Origin of the sequence: Arcicella lustrica, from assembly GCF_034930985.1 — a bacterium.
In the GTDB taxonomy this organism is placed as follows: domain Bacteria; phylum Bacteroidota; class Bacteroidia; order Cytophagales; family Spirosomataceae; genus Arcicella; species Arcicella lustrica.
Genome location: NZ_JAYGIM010000009.1, coordinates 248077 through 270771, shown reverse-complemented (window position 1 = coordinate 270771; position 22695 = coordinate 248077). Strand labels below are relative to the sequence as shown.

The 22695-nt window shown below is 32.5% G+C and carries 21 protein-coding genes; 10 read left to right on the top strand and 11 right to left on the bottom strand.

From position 1 onward, the window contains the following. Nucleotides 1–7 precede the first annotated feature (7 nt). Nucleotides 8–331, top strand: a complete 324-nt coding sequence (gene trxA, locus VB798_RS13295; RefSeq protein WP_309916624.1) for a thioredoxin — start codon at nt 8–10, stop codon at nt 329–331. A gap of 279 nt (nt 332–610) precedes the next feature. On the opposite strand, the gene VB798_RS13290 is transcribed toward trxA, so the two are convergent. Then, nucleotides 611–1801 (bottom strand): aspartate aminotransferase family protein, encoded by a 1191-nt coding sequence (locus VB798_RS13290; RefSeq protein ID WP_323259155.1) that lies wholly within the window; start codon nt 1799–1801, stop codon nt 611–613. A 127-nt stretch (nt 1802–1928) separates the two neighbouring features. On the opposite strand from VB798_RS13290, the gene VB798_RS13285 reads away from it, so the two are divergent. Further along, a complete protein-coding gene (locus VB798_RS13285; protein ID WP_323259072.1) occupies nt 1929–3431 on the top strand; it encodes a S10 family peptidase in 1503 nt (500 codons plus the stop codon). Between the two features lie 699 nt (nt 3432–4130). Here VB798_RS13285 and VB798_RS13280 read toward each other — a convergent pair. From VB798_RS13280 to VB798_RS13250, 7 genes are all read right to left on the bottom strand, one after another. Next, the gene (locus VB798_RS13280) at nt 4131–6827 is read right to left on the bottom strand and encodes an SIR2 family protein (RefSeq protein WP_323259070.1); all 2697 of its coding nucleotides are present in this window, start codon (nt 6825–6827) and stop codon (nt 4131–4133) included. A gap of 427 nt (nt 6828–7254) precedes the next feature. Next, the gene (locus VB798_RS13275) at nt 7255–8127 is read right to left on the bottom strand and encodes a carboxypeptidase-like regulatory domain-containing protein (RefSeq protein ID WP_323259068.1); all 873 of its coding nucleotides are present in this window, start codon (nt 8125–8127) and stop codon (nt 7255–7257) included. A gap of 264 nt (nt 8128–8391) precedes the next feature. Beyond that, entirely contained in the window at nt 8392–8616 is a 225-nt protein-coding gene (locus VB798_RS13270) for a hypothetical protein (RefSeq protein WP_323259066.1), read from the bottom strand. Continuing rightward, nucleotides 8616–8912, bottom strand: a complete 297-nt coding sequence (locus VB798_RS13265; RefSeq protein ID WP_323259064.1) for a hypothetical protein — start codon at nt 8910–8912, stop codon at nt 8616–8618. Before VB798_RS13265 ends, VB798_RS13270 begins: the two co-directional genes overlap by 1 nt. 507 nt (nt 8913–9419) lie before the next feature. After that, on the bottom strand, nt 9420–10280 hold the full coding sequence (locus VB798_RS13260) for a sugar phosphate nucleotidyltransferase (protein ID WP_323259062.1): 861 nt from the start codon (nt 10278–10280) through the stop codon (nt 9420–9422). Nucleotides 10281–10307: 27 nt separating this feature from the next. Continuing rightward, on the bottom strand, nt 10308–11384 hold the full coding sequence (locus tag VB798_RS13255) for a GHMP family kinase ATP-binding protein (RefSeq protein ID WP_323259060.1): 1077 nt from the start codon (nt 11382–11384) through the stop codon (nt 10308–10310). A 394-nt stretch (nt 11385–11778) separates the two neighbouring features. Then, nucleotides 11779–13131 carry a Gfo/Idh/MocA family protein gene (locus tag VB798_RS13250; RefSeq protein ID WP_323259058.1) on the bottom strand — a complete coding sequence of 451 codons (1353 nt, stop codon included), beginning with the start codon at nt 13129–13131 and terminating at the stop codon, nt 11779–11781. 464 nt (nt 13132–13595) lie between these two features. Here VB798_RS13250 and VB798_RS13245 point away from each other — a divergent pair, with 464 nt between their 5' ends. The 8 genes from VB798_RS13245 (at nt 13596) to VB798_RS13210 (ending at nt 19133) form a co-directional block, all read left to right on the top strand. Further along, nucleotides 13596–14012 carry a 6-pyruvoyl trahydropterin synthase family protein gene (locus VB798_RS13245; RefSeq protein WP_407654160.1) on the top strand — a complete coding sequence of 139 codons (417 nt, stop codon included), beginning with the start codon at nt 13596–13598 and terminating at the stop codon, nt 14010–14012. Then, the gene (gene folE / locus VB798_RS13240) at nt 13972–14676 is read left to right on the top strand and encodes a GTP cyclohydrolase I FolE (RefSeq protein ID WP_323259054.1); all 705 of its coding nucleotides are present in this window, start codon (nt 13972–13974) and stop codon (nt 14674–14676) included. Before VB798_RS13245 ends, folE begins: the two co-directional genes overlap by 41 nt. Nucleotides 14677–14864: 188 nt before the next feature. Further along, complete coding sequence (locus tag VB798_RS13235) at nt 14865–15278, top strand: nucleotidyltransferase substrate binding protein (protein WP_323259052.1); 414 nt, start codon at nt 14865–14867, stop codon at nt 15276–15278. 37 nt (nt 15279–15315) lie between these two features. Then, a complete protein-coding gene (locus VB798_RS13230; RefSeq protein WP_323259051.1) occupies nt 15316–15636 on the top strand; it encodes a nucleotidyltransferase family protein in 321 nt (106 codons plus the stop codon). Nucleotides 15637–15781: 145 nt separating this feature from the next. Beyond that, complete coding sequence (gene ispG / locus VB798_RS13225; protein ID WP_323259049.1) at nt 15782–17833, top strand: (E)-4-hydroxy-3-methylbut-2-enyl-diphosphate synthase; 2052 nt, start codon at nt 15782–15784, stop codon at nt 17831–17833. Between the two features lie 119 nt (nt 17834–17952). Further along, nucleotides 17953–18141: a DUF6728 family protein gene (locus tag VB798_RS13220; protein WP_323259047.1), complete on the top strand. Its 189-nt coding sequence runs from the start codon at nt 17953–17955 to the stop codon at nt 18139–18141. An 81-nt stretch (nt 18142–18222) separates the two neighbouring features. After that, nucleotides 18223–18576, top strand: coding sequence for an MmcQ/YjbR family DNA-binding protein (locus tag VB798_RS13215; protein ID WP_323259045.1), 354 nt, complete (start codon nt 18223–18225; stop codon nt 18574–18576). 5 nt (nt 18577–18581) lie between these two features. Beyond that, nucleotides 18582–19133, top strand: coding sequence for a tetratricopeptide repeat protein (locus VB798_RS13210; RefSeq protein WP_323259043.1), 552 nt, complete (start codon nt 18582–18584; stop codon nt 19131–19133). 4 nt (nt 19134–19137) lie between these two features. On the opposite strand, the gene VB798_RS13205 is transcribed toward VB798_RS13210, so the two are convergent. The 3 genes from VB798_RS13205 to VB798_RS13195 form a co-directional block, all read right to left on the bottom strand. Next, nucleotides 19138–20367 (bottom strand): exo-beta-N-acetylmuramidase NamZ family protein, encoded by a 1230-nt coding sequence (locus VB798_RS13205; RefSeq protein WP_323259041.1) that lies wholly within the window; start codon nt 20365–20367, stop codon nt 19138–19140. Nucleotides 20368–20509: 142 nt separating this feature from the next. Continuing rightward, a complete protein-coding gene (locus VB798_RS13200) occupies nt 20510–21706 on the bottom strand; it encodes a hypothetical protein (RefSeq protein ID WP_323259039.1) in 1197 nt (398 codons plus the stop codon). Nucleotides 21707–21729: 23 nt separating this feature from the next. Beyond that, a complete protein-coding gene (locus VB798_RS13195; RefSeq protein WP_323259037.1) occupies nt 21730–22602 on the bottom strand; it encodes a type 1 glutamine amidotransferase in 873 nt (290 codons plus the stop codon). Nucleotides 22603–22695 lie beyond the last annotated feature (93 nt).

Below are 22695 nucleotides of genomic sequence, written 5' to 3'. Positions count from 1 at the left end.
AAATAAAATGGGAAAATACGTAGTAGCAACCGATGATAATTTTCAAGAATTAATCAATTCAGATAAACCAGTTTTAGTGGATTTTTGGGCAGAATGGTGTGGACCATGTAAAATGATTGGACCAATCGTTGAAGAATTAGCTGGTGATGTAGAAGGACAAGCAATCGTTGCTAAAATGGACGTTGATGCTAATTCAACTGTTCCTTCAACTTTAGGAATTCGTTCTATTCCTACATTATTGATTTTCAAAAATGGTGAATTGAAAGAAAGATTAGTAGGTGGAAATATTCCAAAAGCTGTTTTATCACAAACACTTTTGAAACACGCTTAATACTTTGAGTTCATGAGCTTAAAGTTTATGAGTTTAGAGTTCATAACTTTAAAAGTCGGTCAAATCGATAATCAATTTGACCGACTTTTTTTTATGTCTATCGTGATTAAAAACTCTAAACACATAAACTAATAAACAATTACGCTTACCTTCTCTAAATCCACATTCTAATAAACCTTAAACTTATAGAATCATCAGCTCCAAAACATATATTCTCATAAACCATAGACTCATTAACTCCATAACACATATTCTCATAAACCTTAAACTCATAGAATCTTAGACACTTTCCAAAATCACTTCACAAGCTTTTCTGATTTCTTCTTCTGTAATAATCAAAGGTGGTGCGATTCTCATAGAATTATCACAAAACAAAAACCAATCTGTTACAACACCTTTTTCAATCGCTCGGTCAATAATAGGTTTTAAAGTATCAAAATCTTCAAACTCTACCGCCATCATCAAACCTTGATTTCTAACTTCTTTGATTTTATCGTGAATCAATAAAGATTTAAACAGCTCTGCTTTAGCTTTTACTTCTGCTAAAAGATTTTCTTCCAAAATAATTTTTAATGTTGCCAAAGAAGCGGCAGCACTAACTGGATGTCCACCAAAAGTAGTGATATGACCTAGGATTGGATTATTTTTAAACACACCCATCACTTCATGATTGGCAATAAAAGCACCAATTGGCATTCCTCCGCCCATTCCTTTGGCACATAATAATACATCTGGATAAATCCCAAATTGTTCAAAAGCCCAGAAAGTGCCTGTTCTACCAAATCCACTTTGAATTTCATCTACAATCAACAATGTTTTGGTTTCGTCACAGCGTTTTCTTAAAGCCAAGAAATAGTCTTTGCTCGGAATTCTTACTCCTGCTTCTCCCCCAACGATTTCTATAATAATCGCTGCCGTTTTTTCTGTAATAAAAGCTATATCTTCTATTACTCCATGACGAATATTTCTAATTTCTGGCAACAGTGGACGAAAATTTCTTTTAAAATTCTCGCTTCCTGATAAAGATAATGCTCCTTGTGTAGCTCCATGATAAGCATTAAAACATGAAATGATTTCCTGACGACCAGTATAACGTTTTGCTAATTTCATTGCTCCTTCCACGGCTTCAGTTCCTGAGTTCGTAAAGTAAACATTATCCAAAGGTTGAACATTTTCAAATTGAGGAATAAGTGTTTTTACTAAAGCCTCCGCCAATTCCACTTGTGGACTTTGTACATATTCACCATAAACCATTAAATGCAAGTACTTATCTACTTGATTTTTAATCGCTTCTACTACTTTCGGATGACGATGCCCTACATTCGAAACACCAATACCTGAAATCAAATCCATGTATTGTTTTCCGTCTTTTCCGTACATATAAACGCCTTCTGCTTTCTCAATTTCCAAACCCAGTGGAAAATCAGAAGTTTGGGCAACATTTTTTAAGAATAATTCTCTATGTGTAATCAAGTTTTTGTAATTTAATTGATATTAGCTTCTCATAGCTTTAAGCAATGAGCCTTGAGCTATGAGATTTTAGATTTCAGTAAACACAAAATTACAATTCATTCATCATCATTTAACTAATAAATCAATGAAAAAACATTTCTTACTTTTATTAATGCTCTGTTCAATCAGTTCTTTTGCCCAAGAAAAGACTGAATCAAAACTTAATACTCCTGTTCTCCCTCCTCCTGCTCCAGTTGTTACAAAACATCAAACTATTATTAACGGTCAAGCGATTTCATATACTGCCACTACTGGTTATATGGTTTTAAAAGATGAAGCTGGCAAAGCTAAAGGCAATGTATTCTTTATTGCTTATACCAAAGATGGCGTTACTGACATTACTAAACGACCTATCACTTATACTTTCAATGGTGGGCCAGGTTCTGCTTCGGTTTGGTTGCACATGGGTGCGATTGGTCCTAAAAGAATCTTAATGTCCGACAAAGGTGATGCTTTAGCACCTCCTTATAAATACATTAATAACGAATATTCTTGGTTAGATAAAACTGATTTGGTCTTTATCGACCCAATTAATACTGGTTACAGCCGTGCAGTACAAGGCGAAGACCCGAAACAGTTTTTAGGATATGTAGAAGACATTGAATCTGTCGGTGAATTCATTAGATTATACACTGTAAAGAACGGTCGTTGGTCATCTCCTAAGTTTTTAGCTGGCGAAAGTTATGGTACTACTCGCTCTGCGGGACTTTCGGGTTACTTACAAGATAAATTCAATATGTATATCAATGGTATTTCTTTGATTTCTTCGGTGTTGAATTTCCAAACGATACTTTTCGATAAAGGAAATGATTTACCCAACATTCTTTATGTGCCTACTTATACCGCAATGGCTTGGTATCACAAGAAAATCGCTAAAGAATATCAAGGAGACTTACAAAAAACTTTGCGTGAGGCAGAACATTTTGCTTTAAATGAATATGCTACCGCTTTAATGAAAGGAGATTTATTGCCAGAAGACGAAAAACAAAAGATTGTACAGAAACTAAGTAAACTTACGGGTATTTCAGACACCTTTATTAAAAATGCAAACCTTCGTATTGAAATTAGTCGATTCACAAAGGAATTATTGCGTGATGAAGGCAAAACTGCTGGACGTTTAGACGGTCGTTTTACGGGTATTGATTTTGATAATGTGGGTGAACGCTATGAATTCGACCCAAGTTTAGATGCTACTATCTCTGGCCCATATTCTACGACGGTGAATAACTATTTACGTCAGGACTTGAAGTATGAAAACGATTTGCCTTATTTGATGTTGACGGGACGTGTTCAGCCTTGGAATTATAATAATGTACAAAACAAGTACTTAAATGTAGCAGAAACGTTAAGACAAGCGATGGCAAAAAACCCTTATTTAAAAGTATGGATTCCTTCGGCTTATTACGATTTGGCAACGCCCTATTTTGCGGCCGAATATGTAGTTTCACACATGGGTTTGCGACCAGAACAACGTAAAAACGTTAAGTTTACTTACTTTGAATCTGGACACATGATGTATATTCATAAAGCTTCATTGATTAAACTCAAAAAAGAAGCCGATGAGTTTTATGATGAGACTTTAAAGTAAAAACAAGAGTCATTCTGAATTTTTCTTAGAATAGAGACTTATATAAAATTAAAACAAGATAGCCTCGGAGAGGTGAAATATCGGTAGTAGAAGCATTTATGGTAAAACATCTCCTTCAAGCCCCATCGGGGCGGGATATTTCGCCCCGATGGGGCTTGAAGGAGTTAAAACAAGATATATCTACCGATATAGTGTTCCTAACGGAACTATAATCAAACAAAAAAGCGGTCAAAATTAGTTTTTCGACCGCTTTTTTGTAATTTTAAAATTCGGGATGATTCATGTTTATAATAAATAATACTTTCTTTTATGTTTTCATTTCCCAATTCCGAAGGAATGAAAGGATTATAGCAATAAATTAAATTTTCTCAGCAAATCTCAATCCCAAATAATTGCTCTTTAATTTAAAATCCCGAAGGGATGAAAGGATTATAGTAATAAATTAAATCTTCTCAGCAAATCACAATCCCAAATAATTGCTCTTTAATTTAAAATCCCGAAGGGATGAAAGGATTATAGTAATAAATTAAATCTTCTCAGCAAATCACAATCCCAAATAATTGCTCTTTAATTTAAAATCCAGAAGGGATGATATGTTTATAGCAAAAAATTAAATCTACACCACAAATCAGACCCGAAGTGGGTCTTACAGAATAGCTTTTCAATATAGATAAAGACCACTTACACTTTAATCCTAATTCAAATTAACTCCTGATTTATAAAACTTTTACAATAACTTTCAACTTGCCATGTTGTCATATTTTGAATAGTATCTTTGGTAACTTTATCAAAGACACAATCCGACCATGTTTTTTTTAAAAGTTTTAATCTTGGTGGAGATGTTTTTTCCCAACATATTTCTGCGTATTTTAAGAAATAAAAACCATCTTTAAATTTTTTATATCTAAATAATATTTCAGCAATCCAAAAGCTTGCATAACCGTTATTTAATGTTGAATCATCATAGTTTTCATTTAGTAATTTTTTAAAAGAAATACAATAACAGTATAAAGCATCATCATATCTTCCGATTAACTCTAAACACTTCCCTACATTTCCATACAATTGACTGCTAAATTCAAAGTTTATTTGATCTCTATTTATCACTTTATCTAGACTTTCATTTTGCAGAAAATAATCAAGTGCTTTTTTTATATCATTTTCATTTTTAGAGTCTCTTAATGACAATGCTAGATTATGTCTTAAACTAAAATTGTCTGTTAAACTAGATTCTTCAAGTAAGAACACCCCTTCTTCTGCTATGGCAATTGCTTCATTAAATAATCCTTGATACCAAAAAAAATAACACTTTTGACTACAAAATGCTAAGTAGTGTATACTTTTACCTGCTATGATCTTTGAATATTTATTCAAGTTTGTACTACATAAATCAAATTTTCCAATTTGTGTTTGTATAGTTGTTAAGGTTATAAATTGAGAATGAAAGTAAGGATATTCTTGACTTATTGCATCATTCCAGTTTAATTTATTATACAATAGTTCTGCAACTCTCAGATATTCTTCTAAAAAACCAGCAGTTATGATTGCATGCCTAACTTCCTCCAAAGAGATTAATGCAGATTTAAAATCATTTTTATTTATTTGCAATTCAATTTTTAAAGTCCAATTTTGAAATTCACTTATGGTTAAATTTGAATTTAGTTTTGGCTTTAATATGTATATGAATTTATCGTAAAATTTAACAAACAATGTTATAAACTTAGCCCTTTCATTCCTATGATATTTTGTAAGAACAAATTCTTTAACTAAAGGATGAAGCTCTATTTCTCCATCGCTCAATGTCTCAATTAAATTTAAATTTTTTAAAACTCGTAAAGATTTAATGAACTGATTTCCATTCAATTCGCTATCTAATATATTCCTTAAGTTTTCTTCATTCTCAGGCTTAACAGTTTCAGACAAACCCCTAATTAATAGTTTTTGTTTATCATTTAGGGAATTCCAAACCTCATTCAATATCTTTTCAGACAAAATTGCTGAAAAATTATCCTCGTTAAAATTTGATTTATTTTCAATTGAATTAATAAAATTATTTACTGTTTGAATTCCTCTTATTGCTTGACCTGCAATCAAATTTAACCAAAGTGGGTGACCTTTAGTTAACTTATGAGCTCTTGAGCTTAAAGTTACCATTTCAGATTTTGATATTGGAATTTTATAAAATTCAAATAACTTCTCGCATTCAGTTTCTAAAATACCTGATAATGAAATTTGATAAAAATTAATACCTGCTTCTCTTATAAATGGTCTACATGTAAAAATAAATTTTGAATTATGATTTTTATTCAAAATTTGTTCAAAAAAATAACTTAAACTTCCAGTTGGTTTGAATGTTACCAAATCTATATAACTATCGACATTATCAAAAACAAAAATTATTTTTCTATCACCTAAATACTCAAAAAAAACATCAACTAAATCATGATTACTAATAGTTTCAAAAGTAGCAATATCAAACTTATCAGTTAGTCTTTGAATAATAGATAATAATTTGGTCTGAAATCTATTTGTTTCCTCTTTGAAATCTCGCCAATCAGCAAATTCAAATTTGCTTGAATCAAAATGATTTCTTAAATAATGAGCTGCTAAAGCTGATTTTCCTTGCCCCCCAATACCTGTTATAAAAATTACTTTAAAATTATCATTGCCTATATTTCTTAACTCTTTGCTTCTGCCAACCCAATATTTATTACTTGGGGGAGAATCAAAATCAGTTGTTTTTGAAAGTTTGATAATTTGATTTGGAGAGTTGCTGCTGTTACCTTTTAGTTCGCTTTCAATCTCTTCAAAATAAGTTGTTTGATCTACTTTAATTTTGATTAATTTATCTAGAAGCTCATCAAGTTTATTATAATCTTCTATGATTATTGGTGTAATTTTATTGGGCCAACTTTTATTCTTTTGAGTAGTAATAATAAAATGCTCAGGATTAAAACCTGAGTATATATTACTTATATAATCTAATACATAATTTATGTATGGATCATTTAAGCTAAAACCTAAAAATAAAATTGATTTGTCTGATACTATTTTCTTAAACTCAAAAATAGAAGATTTTTCCACAGTTGAATATAAATTTTCATATTCAGAAGGAAATAATATACATTTATCAGGTTCATTTATATCTCCATGTATTTTATAAATATATTTATCATAATCAGACAATTTTGCAACTTTAAAAGTATTAGTGTAAACAATTTTTTCAAAATCTGGAAGGGCTTTTTCTAATAATTCATCATAGTTGGTAGTAATAATTCTATTGGATAATTCACCAATTTTTTTGTGAATTATTGTTGGCTTACAATTAGCATATTTAATCAATTCTTGGTAAAATACTTCAATAGACTCTGTCTTTAGATGATTTATTTTATTCAAAATTTCGATTGGAGTTAAAACATCATCTTTTAGTGCATTCTTAAACTTTTCACTTTTTTCTTCTTTTGATCCATATTAAAGCGTGAAATTATGTTATATATATTTTCTTAAACTTCATCAATAACACTGTCTTAACTTAGTAAAAACAACTTTACATTTATAAGCTAAGGGTTAACTTTTAGAAGTTATGAACTTCCTTCATTCTACAAATCTTCAATTTCCCCAACAATAATCAAAATTTCACCCAACAAACTTTTCCTTTTTTTATTATACGGTAAAAATTAAAGCTTAATCAATTAATAATAAACTATTTACCAAAAACAACAATTACCAAAAGACAAAAAACAAACCCAACCCACACCAATTCCTCAAAGCCAGCGATTGAAATCGCTAGCTTTGGAAAAGGTTATATAATTACACTTCTGATTTACTCTTTTAGCGCTACAACAAGCTTATTCACAACTCCTCTTTTTACTAGGTAATTCAGTTCTGTGTGACTTTGATAACCTGTTGCTTGTACGTTTACTTGATATTTGCCGTAGCTAATGGGCTTGAAGTTAAAGTTTCCTTCGGTGTCGCTTATGGCTGAGTAGTTAGTTTTGCCTGTAAGAATGATATTGGCTCCTTCAATGACTGTTCCGTCTTTTGCGCTACTAATATTTCCTTTAATTTGTGTGGTTGTCTTGGTAGGAGCATCTACATGTCTGATACTTTTGTAGGCATTTACAAACTCAGGATGGGCTTTGGTGAAAAGTGCCAACAATTTATCCAGTCGATTTTTCAATAATTCGTCGGTTTCTTTGAAGAGATTGTTTAGCGAAATAACCACACTTGATTTTTCTGACTTTGTCATCTTCGTTGAGGGCAGTGCATTTGTATAAGCACTAATGGCATCGGCAAATTCTTGTAATTTGATGGCATCTATGCCATAACTACCCAAAGACGCTAGATTTGCCTGTGTGGCATTGAAGATAATTTTGACGGTTGGGATAATTAAATCTTCTCTGAGTCTCCTAATCTCATTATAAGTATAATTTACCTCTTGTTTTAGTACTTCATTTTTAACAACATTGGCATAAGCAAAAACAAATCCTGCGATTTCCGAGGCAACAGTACAAAGATTATGTTTGGTTACCGTTTTGTCGTTTGTAATTCCACTGGTATGTTTTATATCAGTGGAGACAAAATTGAGGATGTCGCTAATTTTAGCATTTAATTCGTTGAGACCTTCTGTAAAGGCTGCATTGCTTGAAGTAATTGTAGGGTTGTTTGAGCACAACAATTGTACGCTTTGGTACATGCTTAATTTGGATTCTTGTAACGAGGTCATAAGAAATGGGGGTTTAAATGTTTAAAAAATTGTAGTCTTTATTGTTATTGATTATTTATCTTTTTAAAAATTTTGTAGCGTTAATTTCTTTCAATCCCTTCATTTCTTTATGTAGCCTGTTTATTTCATTAAAAGGTAAAACTGTTGTATCTCATTAGCGCTGTTATTCAAAAAAGCTATTTGTTTCACTAATTTTTAAGTGGTTTTAGCATAGTTCTTTAAGGTTCTTGCAGATTATTCTTTACTCTTTGCTCCATCATTTGAGGGCTTCACAAAACACTTTCCCATCATTACACAATCATTTGAGGACTTCACAAAATACTTTTCCATCATTACACAATCATTTGAGGACTTCGCAAAATATTTTCCCATCATTACACAATCATCTGAGGGCTTCACAAAATATTTTCCCGCATTTGCACAATCATCTGAGGGCTTCACAAAATATTTTCCCATCATTACACAATCATTTGATGCTTTGCTCCATTATTAGCGGGTTTCACAAAATCATTTCCCGCTCTTGCTTCATCATTAGCGGGCATTTCAAGATTATTTCCCGTCTTTGCTTCATCATTAGCGGGCTTCACAAGATTATCTCCCGCTTTTGCTTTATCATTAGCGGGCTTCACAAGATTATCTCCCGCCTTTGCTTCATCATTAGCGGGCTTCACAAAATTATTTCCCGCTCTTGCTTCATCATTAGCGGGTTTCACAAAATTATTTCCCGCTCTTGCTTCATCACTAGCGAACTTCACAAGATTATTTCCTGCCTTTGCTTCATCATTAGCGGGCTTTACAAGGTACTTTTGTGTACTTGTTTCTTAATCTTTTGGCTTTATTGGGTTATTAAATAGGCTTTTCCACATTCTCTTTTTAAGGTATAAGTTCTGATGGATGACTATTAAAATTTTATCTATTTCAAACTTAATTAATAGACAGATAAACTCAAAGTAATACTCAGAAAACTTATTAAACGGTAAATTTTTCGGGGGAATTAGTCCTAGAATTGGTTTTTGGGGGATAGGAAAAAAACCTCATCCCCCAGCCCCTTCTCCTGTTGAGAAGGGGAGCATACTTTGGGGTCGAAAGCTCCCTTCTCAACAGGAGAAGGGCTGGGGATGAGGTTTAATTTTTCAACAAAAAAATACCCTTCTCAAACAGAGAAGGGCAATAGTTATAACAGGATATTGATAAGAGATAATGCTTTCTGAGCTATTCAATATTAATTTTTATTTAATTGATACTTTAAGTAAGGAATTTTATTAAAAATCTCCAAATTCCTCCACTAGATATTGTTGAACGATGGTAATATCCCCTTTTGATGTTAAATCTGGTACGTTTTCTTCAACGGGAACAGTGATTACTTTCTTCTGATTTTCTCTTGCCATTTTCATTACTGCACTTGGCAATTCACGTTCGTTACGTACTGGGTTAAAAGGTTCTTTACTTACATATTCCAAAATATCATCATAATTAAAATGGAATACATTCATGTTTACACCAATCTTTCCATTTTTATCTCTAGCAGATTCTATTTGTTCATCATTTGGTTTTTCAATGATTTCTACCAAATAGCCTTCTTCATCGGCTTTAATTACTGCAAATGCTTTTACTCTTTCTGGTGCTACGCCTAAAGCGATACTTTCATAAGATACTACTGCATTTTGAACAGGGTTTTCTCTTAATAGCGTAAGTACTTTTACAGAATAAAGATTATCTGAATTACAAACGGTAAACCTTTCTCCTTTCCATTCAGGCGTTTGCTCTAAAGCTTGTTGGATAGCATCGGCAGTACCAGCGGGTTTCTCACGGTCGGGAGCGATTTGCTGAGTAGCATATTTAAAAGTAATTCCCCAAGCTTTATTTTCAGCAACCAATTGATCGTAATAAGGCTTGGTAACGTGGTCTTTTGGGTTCTTTAAAATCAAAACTTCTGTATAACCTGCACGATGAGCGTTATAAATTAAATAATCCATAAATGGGCGACCATCTTTTCCTACACCAATCATTCCTTTCGGAAGTGTATTTGCTTGTTCAACTAATGTAGAATCTAAAGTCTCTGTGCCTTCTGCTTTTTTCATTCTTGACGACATTCCGCCCGCCATGATTAATAATTTTGCCATTTAAAGATTTTCGTTTTGCTAGTTGGGTTAATTTTCAAAGCTTGTGCCTTCGTCTATTTGAATAACATAAGCCTTGCCTCCTTCTTTTTCAATACTTTTAGCAACTTCTTCAGGGTTTTCTGGTGCATACACAAACATACATCCACCACCACCAGAACCATTTATTTTACCTCCAAATGCTCCTGATGCCTTTGCTGCTGCTAACATGCTATCAATTTTAGGAGTTGATATTTTTAATAATGCTTGTAAATTTAACTGATGTTGATTTAATAATTCACCAAATCTTTGATGATTCAATGTTTTAGCTTTTAATAGTGCCAATGCTTCAATCAAAATCTCTCTATTATCAATATTGGCTTTTATTAAATCTAGTTCTTCTTTCGTAATTAAAGAAGCAAATACTTTAGTGTCTTCTTGCTGAACGCTAAATAAAGAAAATTCGGGATAGGCTATTTTAATTTTCTCTACAGCTTCTAAAACACCATATTTTACTCTTTTTAAAATACCTACTGTATCTTTTGGTTCAAGTGAATCGCCTAAAACAAAGCTACCAAATGCTGGTTTTAGGGTCTCAACCTTAATTGCTGGCGTTGATTCCAGATAAATAACATTCCCAACTGCGGTTGAGTAATGATCCATCATTCCTCCTGCTTCGTTAAACTCTACTACTTCAGCTCTATAGGCAATTTCAGCAATATCATTGGCTGAAAGAGGATTGGGTTCATCAGCAATTCTTGATAAAAAATGAATCCAGTTCGCTAATAATGCAGAAGAACTTGATGTTCCTGAATTAATGGGAATATTTCCTTGAACTGTACATTCTAAACCTTTTTTAAAAGTATAGCCTTGCCTTTGTAAAATATTTAAAGCCGAACGAAAATAATCTCTTTTATGTAAATAAGGTAATTCTGGATAGATATCGAAACTGATTTCCTCCTCTATATCGGGTAAATGTATAATCGCTTTTCCATCATTTCTGTTTTCTCCAGTAATGGTTACTCTTTTAGAAATGGCTGCTGCAATTACTGGTAATCCTAGATAATCTTGATGTTCGCCAAAAAGACAAATTCTTCCTGGCGTTGATACTTTAATTTTATTACTCATTAATGTCGGTAATTAATTACTGCAAATTTAGTGAATTGATTTGAAAGTGAGGTTTTTTGATTTGAAAATATGATTTGGGTTGAAAATTTGAAAGTATCTGCGAAAAAAGACCTCACCCCCAGCCCCTCTCCGTCAGAGAGGGGAGCTTTAAGCTCCAAAGTTGGCTTCCATTTTCTAAACTGGAAAAATCTTAAAACTAAGGTATAAGTGTCTGATAATTGATAAGAAATTCTCTCCAATTGCTCCCCTTCTCTACAGGAGAAGGGACTGGGGGATGAGGTTCTGAGCTAAGAATATCCTCTATTCTCCATTATCTAAAACACTTAAAAGCATTTTCAAATTTCTAAATTTTCAAATCTTCAAATTCTATTTAAACAAATTTTCAAATTAGAACCTAATACTCATCTGTTAATCCAAAAATACGTTTGTTGGTTTTCCATTTTCCTCTGGTAAAGTCTGGGATTTCTACTGATGCGGAGTTTTTAGCGATTGAAAGCTCTGATAATGGACTAATTGCCGACCAAACTGCTGCATCATATACATCAATTGGTGGTGCTACTTTTCTTTTGATAGATTCTACAAAAGCTCTCAATACAAAATAGTCAATTCCGCCATGACCAGCGTTTTCTGCGTCTTTGGCGTGGGCTTTCCAAAGTGGATGGTCGTATTTATCTTGATATTCTTTGAATGGCTCCCAACGATCATGGTTTTTCGCCAAACTTTCTAAGTAAATTGATTTATTATCTTCTGTCCAGATTCCTTCTGTGCCTTGTACTCTGAAACCTAAAGAGTATGGACGAGGTAAATTGGTATCATGCGTAATCAGAATGCTTTCTCCATTAGCACATTTTATCACTGTCGTCACTACATCCCCTAATTTAAACTTCACTTTGGCATTTGGGTGGTCGGCTCCGCCTTTTTTAACGATATAATCATGTAAACCTCTTGCTTTTGTGGCTGTTGAAGTAAGCGAAAGGAATCTATTTCCACGGTTAATGTCAATCATTTCAGCCACAGGTCCTAATCCATGTGTTGGATAGACATCTCCATTTCTATCAATAGAATGTTGTGTCCGCCATTTAGCTTCTGAGAAACCTTTTTCGCCAAATTCTACTCCTCCTCCATAAGCTTGTTTACCATCATTGAACTTTACACCACGCAAATCATGCTGATAGCCACATTGTAAATGCACTAATTCTCCAAAAAGATTCTGACGCACCATGTTTAAGACCGCCAACACATCACGACGATAACAAACGTTTTCCAGAATCATACAATGCGAACCTGTTTTCTCGAAAGTATTCACCAAATCCCAAGATTCTTGCAAAGTAACCGTTGCAGATACTTCAACACCAGCATATTTTCCTGCTTTCATCGTAGCAACCGACATCGGAACGTGCCATTCCCAAGGCGTAGCGATAATAATTCCGTCTAAATCATCACGTTTTACCATGTTTTCAAAGTCATGGTCGTTCTTTTGATAAATAGCAGGTTCTTTTCTTCCTTTATCTTTCAGCATTTTCAAAGAAATTGCAATGGCATTAGGGTCGATGTCACAAATTGCATTAATTTCTACATCGTCACGATACATTGCCATTTCTAAATGATTTCTTCCACGAAGACCAACGCCAATAAAACCAAGGCGTACCTTTTTGTCTTCTTGTTTAGCTCCAAATACGAAATTAGGAATAGTGAGTGCGGCAGTACCTGCCAGCGCAGTTGATTGGATAAATTGACGTCTTTGCATTTTTGTGTTTGATGATGCTGTTTTTGAAAGAATTATTAACATCCTATCTAGTTTTTTGAACCTAGAAAGCTGAAATGATGTTCTAACCTAAGAAATTATTTCGAGAAAAATAATCATAATTTCTTTATTCAATTAAGTTTGTCAATAATATTTAACAAATCAGCCTTAATAAGTAATTGATTACTGATTAATTTTGTTTTTCTTATTGATGAAGCATGATAAGACAACACACAGAGGGATTTGTTTAATTATTTTAATTTAAAACTTAAACAATCATTCTATTCTGAGTGTTTGATAGTAAAGAGTAAGAAAACGCTGATTTAGTTTAAGAGTGTTGCTGACAACCTTTCAGACGGCTTTTAAACTTTGAGACTAAATTCCGCATGATTGTCTCCAACTTTTAAAGATTAGTTGAACTTTATTACTAATCTGAAGTTGTATTTTAATTAATCAAAAAAAGCATGATGCCAAAAAAAGTGTCGGTGTTTAGAAAAGAGCATTTCAATGCCGCACATCGACTGAATAATCCGAATTGGTCGGATGAAAAAAATGAACGTGTGTATGGAAAATGTAATAATTTCAATTATCACGGTCATAATTATGAATTAATCGTACAAGTAACGGGAGAAATAGATGTTGAGACTGGTTATGTGATTGATATGAAGGTATTGAGCGAACTTATTAAGATAGAAATTCTAGATAGGTTTGATCATAAGAACTTAAATCTTGATACTGAGGAATTTAAAGACCTCAATCCTTCTGCTGAGAATATCGCAATTGTGATTCATGACAAACTAAAAACCAAAATCAACTCAAATTTTGACCTTAAAATTAGATTATATGAAACCGAACGAAACTTTGTTGAATACCCTGTTAGTTGATAACAATAATAAGATTAGGTTTACGGATGATGAAATCGGTGATGAGCATATTATGACTTCGGTGGATACTCCTATGCGTGAAGATGCTTTTGATTTGAGTGATGATGAAAAAATGGCTCAGATTGAATATCATTTCAAGCAAATTATGGAAACATTGGGGCTAGATTTGACAGATGATTCACTAAAAGGTACGCCTAAAAGAGTAGCAAAAATGTATGTAAAGGAAATTTTCAGTGGTCTTGACCCTAAAAATATGCCTTCAGTTGCTCTTTTTGAGAATAAATATCAATACAATGAGATGTTGGTAGAAAAAAACATTTCATTCTATTCAAATTGTGAACATCACTTTGTACCAATATTCGGAAAAGCACACGTTGCCTATATTGCAAACGGACAAGTAATTGGTTTATCTAAATTAAATCGTATTGTTCAACACTTTGCGAAGCGTCCGCAAGTACAAGAAAGACTTACAATGCAAATTGCCAAAGAAATACAAAAGCTTTTAGGAACTGAAGACGTGGCTATTATGATTGATGCCAAACACCTTTGTGTTGCTTCAAGAGGTGTAAAAGATGATACTTCATCAACTGTGACAAGTTTTTATGGTGGAAAATTTTTAGAAGAATCTACAAAAGCAGAATTTTTAAAATATATTGCATTGTAGGTTTAAATAGTTGATCTTAATTAAAATCCACTCAGTTTTTGAGTGGATTTTTTGTTTTAAGGATAGGTTAAAAAGCTTTTTTTAGGTTTAAATAAAGCTTTAAATGATATTTGTGAAAGAGAATCATTAAATAGTATGATCTCATTTTAACCTAATGCAATAAATCTCTAATGCTATCATCTAAAAACATGGAAAATACAGATATTCGCTGGATACAAAGATTTAATAATTTCAATAAGGCTTTTGCTCAGTTGGAAAATGCTGTTGAAAAAGGTGATTATAGCGAACTTGAACGTCAGGGCCTGATTAAAGCATTTGAATTTACTTATGAACTAGCATGGAATACTTTAAAAGATTTTCTTGTAGAAGGTGGTTATGTTGATTTAGTTGGTTCAAAAGATACAATTAGATTAGCTTATAAAGTAGGTTTAATTGAAGATGGAGATAACTGGATGAATATGATTAAGAGCCGTAATTTAAGTTCGCATACTTACAATAAAGAGACAGCTGAGGAAATCCAAGACTCAATTCAAAATACTTATTATTTCTTATTCAAAGTATTTCAGGAGCGAATGCAAACAGAGATAGATACAACCAATTAAATTTGTGAAATAATAAGACGACAAAACTCTTATCAATATGCAATACGGACTTACAGATAAACAGCTTAATGAAATATTAGATATCATTACTGCAAATCCTGCTGTTGAAGAAGCGATATTATTTGGTTCAAGAGCAAAAGGGAATTACAGAAAAGGAAGTGATGTTGATATTGCTCTAAAAGGAGAAAATTTAACATTAACAGATGTTTTGCATATTGATAACCAACTTGATGATACTTATTTGCCTTATACTTTTGATATTATTCTGTATCGTCATATTAATGACCCAGATGTTATTGAACATATTAACAGAGTAGGTATTGATATTTTAAAAAAGGCAGAGATACAACACGAATAAATACAATTAATATTTAATGAGTCTTTATTCAAAAATAAAAGAACATTCAGACCCGATAAACGTTTTAAGTTTATCGGGCTTTTTTATGCAAACTATAATTCAATGATAGAATCACTTATCTTTGCATTGAACAATTCACAAATCCATGTCAACTACTCAAACTTTAAATAACCTGATTGAAAATGGCAATCGTTATGCCAATTCTTTAACTGAATATTCTCGTAGAAAAACTATTACTGTCAATGTTGGCGATGTACCGATGGGTTCTGATTATCCAATCAGAGTACAATCTATGACAACTATTGATACTTTAGATACAATAGGCTCAGTAGAACAAACCATTAGAATGGTTGAATCTGGTTGCGAATATGTGCGCATTACTGCACCATCAGTGAAGGAAGCTCAGAATTTAGATAATATCCGTAAAGAATTAAGAGTAAGAGGCTATAGTGTTCCCTTAGTAGCAGATATTCACTTTACACCTAATGCAGCAGAATTAGCAGCAAGATTAGTTGAAAAAGTAAGAATTAATCCTGGAAATTATGCAGATAAAAAGCGTTTTGAAACGATTGATTATACAGAAATTGGTTATCAAGTAGAATTAGATAGAATCAGAGATAAGTTTTTGCCTTTAGTAAATATCTGTAAAGAGTACGGAACGGCAATGCGTATTGGTACAAATCATGGGTCTTTGAGTGATAGAATTTTAAGTAGATACGGTGATACTCCACTGGGCATGGTGGAATCTGCTTTAGAGTTTTTAAGAATTTGCGAAGACGAAAATTATTTCAATATCGTACTTTCTATGAAAGCTTCCAATACACAAGTAATGGTAGAAGCTTACAGACTGTTATGTAAAAAACTCAATGAAGAAGGTTTAAAAGCCTATCCTTTACATTTAGGTGTAACAGAAGCTGGTGAAGGAGAAGACGGAAGAATAAAATCAGCCGTAGGCATTGGTACTTTATTAGAAGATGGTTTGGGCGATACTGTAAGAGTATCACTAACAGAAGACCCAGAATTTGAAGCACCAGTAGCTAAAGCTTTGATTGATAGATATTCAAATAGAAAAGAGAAATCAAAAATAATTCCAGCATTTACATCAACTCAGCACTCAGCACTCAGCACTCAAAACTCATTCGATTCTCCCATCAATCCATTCCAGTATTTTAGAAGAAATACGTATGAAGTGGCTAATTTCGGAGGACATAATGTACCAAGAGTAATTGCTGATTATTCTCAGATTGAAGTTTCGGAACATGATGATTTAAAACCAATTGGTCATTTTTATTTGCCTTTGCCAGATAAATGGACGATGAATGATTTGGGAGCAGATTATATTTATACCGCTAAAAATCCAGCAAAATATATGTTGCCAATGGGTTTAAAAGAAATTTTAGACGCATCTGTTTGGGCAGAGCAAAATGATAAGCTCAATAAATTCCCATTGTTTAGCATTGAGGCTTATCAAGCAAACACTGAAAAACATACTACTTTAAATTTTTTAAGTATCAGCTTAACGGATTTGACTGAAGAGTTAATTCGACAAATTAAAGCTGATAAAACATTAGTATTAGCAGTAGAAACAAGTAATGAACACGCTATGCCAGCATTGCGTAGATTATTTTTTGAATTGATTAATCAAGAAATAAGTACTCCAGCAGTTTTGGTAAGAAAATATAAAAATCTATCAGAAAGTGATTTTCAGTTATTTTCAGCGACTGATTGTGGAGGATTATTAATTGATGGTTTTGGTGATGGAATACTTTTGCAATTGCCTGATTTATCAGCAAAAGCTGAACTAATCACTAAATCAAAAAGTTACAATTCAACAGCCTTTGGTATTTTGCAAGCCGCTCGTATTCGTATGAGTAAAACTGAATATATTTCTTGTCCTTCGTGTGGCAGAACTTTATTTGATTTGCAAGAAACCACCGCTTTGATTCGCAAACGAACCGAACATTTGAAAGGAGTAAAAATCGGAATCATGGGTTGTATCGTAAACGGACCAGGTGAAATGGCTGATGCAGATTATGGTTATGTTGGTGTTGGAAAAGATAAAATTGCTTTATATCGTGGACAAAATGTAGTAAAGAAATCTGTTCACGCTGATAATGCCGTAAATGAATTAATTGAAATCATTAAAGAAGATGGCGTTTGGTTTGAACCAGTTAATGCTTTAGAGGAAGTGATTTAGAATTATGAAATATGAATTATTAGTGATTAATTGTCATTGCTTAAAATGGGTTTCTTCTAAGTATAACAAACCATATAAATAAAAAAGCTCAAAGCCATCAATTATAAACAAATACAACCATGTCAAAATTGAAAGACCAGTTTAAATTAGGAGAAGCTTTTGGATACTTCTTTAGAATATTCAGCAAACCAGATCCATCAAAGCCAACTAATTTTAACATCAAAACCATGCACATTATCAATAAAATATCAATTTTGATGTTTTTAATGTGTTTGATTGTAATGATTTATAGAGCATTCTTTAGATAAACGCATTTCAGATTTGACAACTTTCAAAAAAGTTGTCAAATCTATAACATAAGCAAAACTAAAACCTTATGATTTAATACAATGAATATTGAAGAATTTAGAGATTTTTGTCTTTCGATGAAAGGAGTAACAGAAGAATTACCTTTTGGCCCTGATACTTTGGTTTATAAAGTAATGGGCAAAATGTTTGCTTTAACAGGTCTTGATTCAGAAGTATTCACGATTAATCTAAAATGTGACCCAGATAGAGCAATTCAATTACGAGAAGAATTTCATTACATTATTCCGGGCTATCACATGAACAAAAAGCATTGGAATACTGTCAATGCCGATATTGCTTCAACAGCACAAGTAAAAGAATTAACAGAACATTCTTATCAACTAGTAGTTTCAAGCTTCCCTAAAAAAGTACAAGTAGAATTTCAAAATTTATAAGTGTTATGGAATGGATATTATTGTTTTTCTTCCTACCATTTGTGCTGACCATGATGTTTTTCAATTGGTTAGAAGAAAAGCTATTTAACTTTCGTGACCGTGAAAAATTAGGAGAAGGCGAAAGATTACTTCACGAAAATAAATTTGTTGAAGCACAAGCATTCTTTACTGAAAAACTAAAGCATTTCCCCAAATCAGCCAAAGCCTATTTTTATAGAAGTAAAGCTAACTTTATGCTTAAAAATTACTTCTCGGCATTGTATGACATTGAACAATCAATTTCATTTGATAATACCATTGGAGAAGCTTATGTAATTAAAGGAAAAGTACTTTATCAATTAAAAGAATATGACAAAGCCTTTTTAGAGTTCGATAAAGCGGATTGGTATTTTAGAAGTGAAAATCCGGAAACTTTACGTTGGAGGGGAATGGCTCGTTATTGCATTGGTCAAATAGAAAATGCCATCAATGATTTCAACAGAGCCGTTGATTTAGGAGATGAAGATGCTGATTATATTCTCAGAACCAAATTCGAATATTTAAAAAAGAAGTATTAATCTATCAGCGATAGATTAAATACTTCTTTCTCATTTCTTTGTATTCAGATAATTGAGGTTCCCAAGAATCTTGAATTTCTTTTACCGATTTCCCTTCAATAATTTGCTTTCTGAATTCAGAATTCCCTACCAAAACATCAATATTAAGCATTTGGTCACTTTGGGTTTTATCAAAGAATTTATCTTTGAAAGGATAAGTTTGATAAAAATCAATCATCCATTGAATATTGATTCTTTTACTCTTTCTCAGTATTTCAATATCGTAATTTCTGAAATCTATCCCGAAACATTCTTGATTCAAATGCAAAGGGGTTTCACTCATTCCTTTTATACTTTTTGGCGTAAACGAAAAAGGATAAATACCTTTCAAAGCTGGACTTCCCAAAACAGTAAAAGGAAAATACGTACCTCTCCCCTGACTAATTATCGTTCCTTCAAACAAACAAGTAATTGGATACAACATCACACTTTGTTGTGTATTCAAATTTGGCGAAGGTTTTACGGGCAAAGTATAAGGAGTATCATGCGTATAATTCTTCACAGGAATGATTTTAATCTTGCAAACCATCTTATTAGGCAACCAACCTTCACCATTAATCATCTGTGCAAATTCTCCGATTGTCATTCCATGTGCAATTGGAATCGGGAATTTTCCGACTCCAGATTTTAAACGCATATCTAAAACTGGCCCATCCACTAAATAACCGTTTGGGTTCGGTCTATCTAAAATCAATAACTCTTTGTTGTTTTCAGCACAAGCCTCCATTACATCCCTCAAAACGTTGATATAAGTATAAAATCTGCAACCCACATCTTGAATATCAAAAATCATAAAATCGACATCTTTTAAATCATCAGCTGAAGGTTTTCTTTTGGAACCGTACAATGAAATTACTTTAATACCTGTATTTGGGTCTTTCTCATCACTTATTTTAGCCCCAGCACTTGCATTGCCTCTAAAACCATGTTCAGGTCCAAATACTTTTACCACATTAATTCCAGAAGCTAACAAACTATCCACCAAATGCTTTTCACCAATAATACTTGTTGGGTTAGCCAAAATCGCTATTCTTTTATGCTTTAGATAAGGAAAATATTGATTGGTTTGCTCCGCAGCTGTTTGGACTGGTTTGGGTTTAAATACCAAAGAAACATTATCTTTCTGAATGGAATTACTCTTTATCCCAAAAATACTAAGTGTTACGATAAGGGCTATCAATTGAAATATTTTCATAGTTTTTGATGAAGGTTTGAAGTAAAATGAAAAATTGAGTTTTACTAAGAGCTAACTAAGTAGTACATGTAAAATAGACGACGTTGAGATGTAAGTTAAATTCATATATCAAAACTCAGCACTCGCAATTCTCAACTCTTAATTACCTTTCCATAAAACAAACGCTTCCTCCCACCCAATCAAAATCTTTATTGAAGCGAACTCCAATCATTTCTCCTCTTGAAAGTCGGGCTAAATTACTTAATAATATGGGTCTGGGTTCGTCTTTTTGCCATATATATAACATCCTGATTTCGCATTTTACTGAACTTCCATCAGTTGTTTGTATCACAGGTTCATACTTTACTTTTTTCTGTAAAATATAGTTTTCAGGGTCGGGAATTGATGTTAAATCACTTTTGTCAATATTGATTTTCACGCCTGTTCCTGCAAAAGAGAATAAAGGTTTTAGTACATATTCGGATAAATTTTCAGGAAATTCTCCATTATAATCACTCAAAAATTTACATGTTGGGATGTAAGGATTTTTCAAAAATGGCATGGTGTATTTACTAATTCTAAAAAACCAATTCGGGTGACCAATCCATTCTACTTCAACATCGTCTGTTAAATTAAAATCTGTTTTTAAATTTGGAAAATTTGTTAAATCATCAAATATCAAACGATTGTAAATTCTATCAATTGGCGTTTTTACACCTTCATTGAGATAAAAAAGCTTTTTACCCTCCTTGATAATTTTAGTAAGACAAACGGCTTTTACTCCAATCAATTTTTCTGTTACTTCAAAATCAACTCTTGTTTTTTGTTTTTCAGGATAAATCTCTAAAATGATTACATTTTCAGGTTTTGAATCGCCAATAATCAATTGATAAAATTCTTCTATGTAAGCTTTCCTATCAAAACTATTGAACATAAAGTCATAGTTTTCAGGAAGTTGATAATGCTTTTGAAAAGTTTCTGAAAGTAAATATTGAAAACCAAAAAGTGAAGGAAAACCTTGTAATTCAATTAATTGGGGAACGAAATCACCTTGCTCATTTTGACAAACAGCAAAATCTATCGCCAAAAAAGAAGTATGATTATTTTCATTAGGAACATTTTGATGAACAGGAATCGCTTTCTCAGTTTTAGCCTTAAAATCATCTTGTGAAATCACATCTATAATACTTTCACAAGTACTAATAAGCTTATCTTTCAGACTTTTAGGCACAAAAACTGGCGTTTCAGCGACTCTAAATTCAATTGAATCTTGAGTCGCTTTATTCAAATCTGCCAAAAAATCTTGATATTTTTCTTGAGAAAAAGATTGGTTAAATGAAGCTCTAATGTCTTTTTGCATAAAAAGAGTATGTTTAAAACAATTTATGCCATTTCTCCCAGAATTAATTGTTGGCTAATGGTTGAATAGGCTTTTTCAAGAAATGTTGGAATGATGATAGATTCTGTCAACATGATTTTATCTGGGTCATCAAGCTTTGTAATCATGTCATTATACTTCTCAATTCCATGCGTTTTTATCACTGCTTTGCGTTTTTCATCAGATGACAGCAATTTTAGCATTCCTTGTGCGTCAGCTTCTGGATGAAATTGCGTACCAAATACTTCTTTTGAAAAACGAATTGCCATAATGGCACGCTCTAAATTTACGTGTGGACGTTCTTTTTCCATGCGTAAAATCTGTACTCCCAATTCTTTAATAATTTTCAAGTTAGGACTAACCAATTGATAATCACGAGAATCTACTACAAAAAATGGTTCTGGTAATCCTTCAAACAATGATTCCTTGATGGTTTTATCAATTGGATTCACAGGGAAAACACCAAATGAAGTACTTTTTCGTTTCGTTACTTTCCCAATTTCTAAATGACGAGCCACTAATTGAAACGAATGACAAATCAAGAACATAAATTTAGGAGTACTTTCGCCATTTAAAACCTCTTCTGATTTATTATGCTCAAAAATTGAATCAATCAAGACAAAATATGGTTTTTCCCAAGCTTCATCCGAAGGAAGCGGACTTCCCGGTCCTCCTGAAGAAATATAAATATCGTGTTCTAAATTTGGAATTTCAGTATTAGCACGAACATTAAAAACCTCCGTAATTACTTCAATATTTTTTTGCGTTCTGAATTCGTTAATCAAATTAATGATACAACGCATACCTTCTCCGGCTACGTTGTCGTACATATCTAAAACGGCTATTTTTAGTGGTTTTTCAAGCGAAATATTTTGCATCGTAAATTTGTTGATGTGGAAATTTATCAAAGATTTAATCTTTAATTAATCATAAAAACAACGCAATTTACGAAAAACAGCCTTAAAATCAAT

What these genes read in the sequence shown, in the direction of transcription:
- VB798_RS13250 (WP_323259058.1), bottom strand. Translation starts at nt 13,131, where the DNA reads ATGCAAAGACGTCAATTTATCCAATCAACTGCGCTGGCAGGTACTGCC.
- VB798_RS13195 (WP_323259037.1), bottom strand. Translation starts at nt 22,602, where the DNA reads ATGCAAAATATTTCGCTTGAAAAACCACTAAAAATAGCCGTTTTAGAT.
- VB798_RS13275 (WP_323259068.1), bottom strand. Translation starts at nt 8,127, where the DNA reads ATGTACCAAAGCGTACAATTGTTGTGCTCAAACAACCCTACAATTACT.
- folE (WP_323259054.1), top strand. Translation starts at nt 13,972, where the DNA reads ATGAAACCGAACGAAACTTTGTTGAATACCCTGTTAGTTGATAACAAT.
- VB798_RS13255 (WP_323259060.1), bottom strand. Translation starts at nt 11,384, where the DNA reads ATGAGTAATAAAATTAAAGTATCAACGCCAGGAAGAATTTGTCTTTTT.
- VB798_RS13210 (WP_323259043.1), top strand. Translation starts at nt 18,582, where the DNA reads ATGGAATGGATATTATTGTTTTTCTTCCTACCATTTGTGCTGACCATG.
- VB798_RS13215 (WP_323259045.1), top strand. Translation starts at nt 18,223, where the DNA reads ATGAATATTGAAGAATTTAGAGATTTTTGTCTTTCGATGAAAGGAGTA.
- VB798_RS13245 (WP_407654160.1), top strand. Translation starts at nt 13,596, where the DNA reads ATGCCAAAAAAAGTGTCGGTGTTTAGAAAAGAGCATTTCAATGCCGCA.
- VB798_RS13200 (WP_323259039.1), bottom strand. Translation starts at nt 21,706, where the DNA reads ATGCAAAAAGACATTAGAGCTTCATTTAACCAATCTTTTTCTCAAGAA.
- VB798_RS13205 (WP_323259041.1), bottom strand. Translation starts at nt 20,367, where the DNA reads ATGAAAATATTTCAATTGATAGCCCTTATCGTAACACTTAGTATTTTT.
- VB798_RS13260 (WP_323259062.1), bottom strand. Translation starts at nt 10,280, where the DNA reads ATGGCAAAATTATTAATCATGGCGGGCGGAATGTCGTCAAGAATGAAA.
- VB798_RS13230 (WP_323259051.1), top strand. Translation starts at nt 15,316, where the DNA reads ATGCAATACGGACTTACAGATAAACAGCTTAATGAAATATTAGATATC.
- VB798_RS13285 (WP_323259072.1), top strand. Translation starts at nt 1,929, where the DNA reads ATGAAAAAACATTTCTTACTTTTATTAATGCTCTGTTCAATCAGTTCT.
- trxA (WP_309916624.1), top strand. Translation starts at nt 8, where the DNA reads ATGGGAAAATACGTAGTAGCAACCGATGATAATTTTCAAGAATTAATC.
- VB798_RS13270 (WP_323259066.1), bottom strand. Translation starts at nt 8,616, where the DNA reads ATGATGGGAAAATATTTTGTGAAGCCCTCAGATGATTGTGCAAATGCG.
- ispG (WP_323259049.1), top strand. Translation starts at nt 15,782, where the DNA reads ATGTCAACTACTCAAACTTTAAATAACCTGATTGAAAATGGCAATCGT.
- VB798_RS13220 (WP_323259047.1), top strand. Translation starts at nt 17,953, where the DNA reads ATGTCAAAATTGAAAGACCAGTTTAAATTAGGAGAAGCTTTTGGATAC.
- VB798_RS13235 (WP_323259052.1), top strand. Translation starts at nt 14,865, where the DNA reads ATGGAAAATACAGATATTCGCTGGATACAAAGATTTAATAATTTCAAT.